The following is a 3,139-nucleotide window of genomic DNA, read 5'->3' as shown; positions in this document are numbered from 1 at the left end:
CCTCGTGCATCTTCACCACCGATGTGCGTGAAGCCGAGCAGTTCATGTCGGCGGTAGGCAGTGACTGCGGCATTGCCAACGTCAACATCGGCCCGAGCGGTGCGGAAATCGGCGGCGCGTTCGGTGGCGAGAAAGAAACCGGCGGCGGCCGTGAGTCGGGCTCCGATGCATGGCGCGGCTACATGCGTCGTCAAACCAACACCGTGAACTACTCGCTGGAGTTGCCGTTGGCCCAGGGCATCACGTTCGATTAAATACAACTTTTGAACCCATGAAGATCACTGTGGGAGCGGGCTTGCCCGCGATGGCAATCGGTCAGTCACCTGGATGTTGAAGGTGCTGACGCTATCGCGGGCAAGCCCGCTCCCACAGGTAAATGGTGTGTTAGTTAGGTTTCTGTTGGAGTCTGGCAATGCCGTTACGCGAAGAGTGTCTGTGGGAAAAACTGACGCCGCAAAGGCCCGACAACGCGGCGCTCAAGGGGGAAGTGAAGGTCGATGTCTGCGTCATCGGCGCCGGGTTTACCGGTTTGTCGGCGGCGGTGCATCTGCTGGAACAGGGCAAAACCGTTTGCGTGCTGGAAGCCCATCGCGCCGGGCATGGCGGCTCGGGGCGCAACGTCGGGCTGGTCAACGCGGGCATGTGGATTCCCCCGGACGAGATTGAAGCCGGTTTTGGCACTGAGGTCGGCAGCCAGCTCAACCGCATGCTCGGTGCGGCGCCATCCCTGGTGTTCAGCCTTGTGGATAAATACAACATCGATTGCCAGTTGCGCCGCGAAGGCACGCTGCACATGGCGCACAACGCCCGCGGCGAAGCCGACTTGCGCAGTCGTGAAGAACAATGGAAACGTCGCGGTGCGCCGGTGGAACTGCTCACCGGTCAAGCGTGCGAACAAGCCACCGGCACCAAAAAAATTGCCGCCGCGCTGCTCGATCGGCGTGCCGGTACGCTTAACCCGATGGCCTATACCACGGGGCTGGCCAAGGCGGCCATTGGTCTGGGTGGTCAATTGTTCGATCATTCACCCGTCAGCCGACTCGAACGTCAGGGGCAGCGCTGGTCGGTGCAGACTGCACAGGGTTCGGTGCTGGCCGAGCAAGTGGTGATCGCCTCCAATGCCTATACCGAAGGCGACTGGACTGAGTTGCGGCGTAACTTTTTCCCCGGTTACTACTATCAGGTGGCTTCGGTGCCGCTGACCGAAGACGCCGCTCAGCAAATCTTGCCCGGTGGCCAGGGTTCCTGGGACACCCGGCAAGTGCTCAGCAGCATTCGTCGTGACAAGGACGGTCGCCTGCTGCTGGGCAGTCTGGGCAATGGCAATCAGAAGCCGACCTGGTTTCTCAAAGCCTGGGCCGACCGGGTGCAGCAGCATTATTTTCCTTACCTCAAACCGGTCGAATGGGAATGCACCTGGACCGGATGCATCGCTTTTACTCCCGATCATCTGATGCGCCTGTTCGAACCGGCGCCCGGTTTAGTGGCAGTCACCGGTTACAACGGTCGTGGCGTGACCACCGGAACGGTGGTGGGCAAAGCGTTCGCAGATTACTTGTGTAACGGAAATCCTCAAGCGCTGCCGATTCCCTTCGCGCCCATGCAGCCATTGGCCGCAGCAGGGTTGCGCAGTTACCTGTACGAAGCGGGGTTTTCGCTGTATCACGCGGGCCAGTGCCTGCGGATCGTTATCTGAATGTGGAATTTTGCAGCGCAAAGCGGCGCTTTTTAGATCAGCAGCTAGCCTGTAGTGGTGCGGGTTGTAGCAGTCCCGCACCAGCAGTGTGCACTTCGGTGACGCACGTTGTTACAGGCTGGTTGCACGTCGTTTAAAGCCGCGGTTGCAATGATGGCGCAGGCGGGTTGCGCCTCAAATAAAAAATGGTTTTACCTTCCGCGGTTTAGACGGTTGCACGCCCAATGAAAATGGGCTCGAAACAGTCGAAAAAACAATAAGGCAGCGACTTTTTTCAGAATAAAAAACCGATGGCACGGCCCTTGCTCTGAGCATTCAGTGAAGTCGCAGTGCCAATTAAAAAAAAACCTTGGAGCACCACCTCATGTCCCAGACGTTTTACAAGAAAGGCTTTCTGGCCCTCGCAGTGGCAACTGCGCTGGGTGTTTCTGCGTTTGCTCAGGCTGACATCAAGATCGGCGTAGCGGGACCAATGACCGGTGCCAACGCGGCATTTGGCGAACAGTACATGAAGGGTGCACAGGCGGCGGCCGATGCGGTCAACGCGGCGGGCGGGGTTAACGGGGAAAAAATCGTACTGGTCAAGGGCGATGACGCCTGCGAACCGAAACAGGCTGTGACGGTCGCCAAAGACCTGACCAACCAGAAAGTGGCCGGCGTCGTCGGTCACTTCTGCTCCTCGTCGACCATCCCGGCCTCCGAGATCTACGACGAAGCGGGCATCATCGCCATTACTCCAGGCTCCACCAACCCACAGGTTACCGAACGCGGCCTGAGCGCCATGTTCCGTATGTGCGGTCGTGACGACCAGCAGGGCATCGTGGCCGGCGATTACATCGTCGACGTGCTCAAGGGCAAGAAAGTCGTCGTGCTGCACGACAAGGACACCTACGGCCAAGGCCTGGCTGACGCCACCAAGGCTCAACTGGTCAAGCGCGGCGTAACGCCTGTGCTGTACGAAGGCCTGACCCGTGGCGAGAAAGACTTCAGCACCATCGTGACCAAGATCCGTGGCGCTGGCGCTGACGTTGTCTACTTCGGTGGTCTGCACCCGGAAGCCGGCCCTCTGGTTCGTCAACTGCGTGAACAAGGCCTCAAAGACGTCAAGTTCATGTCCGACGACGGCATCGTGACCGACGAACTGGTGACCACCGCTGGCGGTCCGCAATTCGTTGACGGCGTGCTGATGACCTTCGGTGCCGACCCTCGCCTGCTGCCAGACAGCAAGACCGTGGTAGACGCCTTCCGCAAGGCCGGTACCGAGCCTGAAGGCTACACCCTGTACGCCTACGCTTCGGTGCAAACCCTGGCTGCAGCCTTCAACGGCGCCAAGTCCAACAGTGGCGAAAAAGCCGCTGAGTGGCTGAAGAAGAACCCGGTCAAGACCGTCATGGGCGAGAAGACCTGGGACAGCAAGGGCGACCTGAAAGTCTCCGACTACGT

3 protein-coding genes are annotated in these 3,139 nt (G+C 59.5%); all 3 read left to right on the top strand.

Annotation, left to right across the window (positions count from 1 at the left end):
* The coding region (locus D8V06_RS08985; protein WP_130930820.1) for an aldehyde dehydrogenase family protein at positions 1-254 on the top strand (254 nt) is incomplete at its 5' end.
* A 158-nt stretch (positions 255-412) separates the two neighbouring features.
* Positions 413-1,696: an FAD-binding oxidoreductase gene (locus D8V06_RS08980; protein WP_130930819.1), complete on the top strand. Its 1,284-nt coding sequence runs from the start codon at positions 413-415 to the stop codon at positions 1,694-1,696.
* 364 nt (positions 1,697-2,060) lie between these two features.
* On the top strand, positions 2,061-3,139 hold a 1,079-nt coding region (locus D8V06_RS08975; RefSeq protein ID WP_130930818.1), incomplete at its 3' end, for an ABC transporter substrate-binding protein.

Origin of the sequence: Pseudomonas sp. Sample_24, from assembly GCF_004307605.1 — a bacterium.
Lineage (GTDB): Bacteria > Pseudomonadota > Gammaproteobacteria > Pseudomonadales > Pseudomonadaceae > Aquipseudomonas.
Note: the sequence above shows the minus strand (reverse complement) of the source record. Positions and strands in the feature narration are given on the sequence as shown.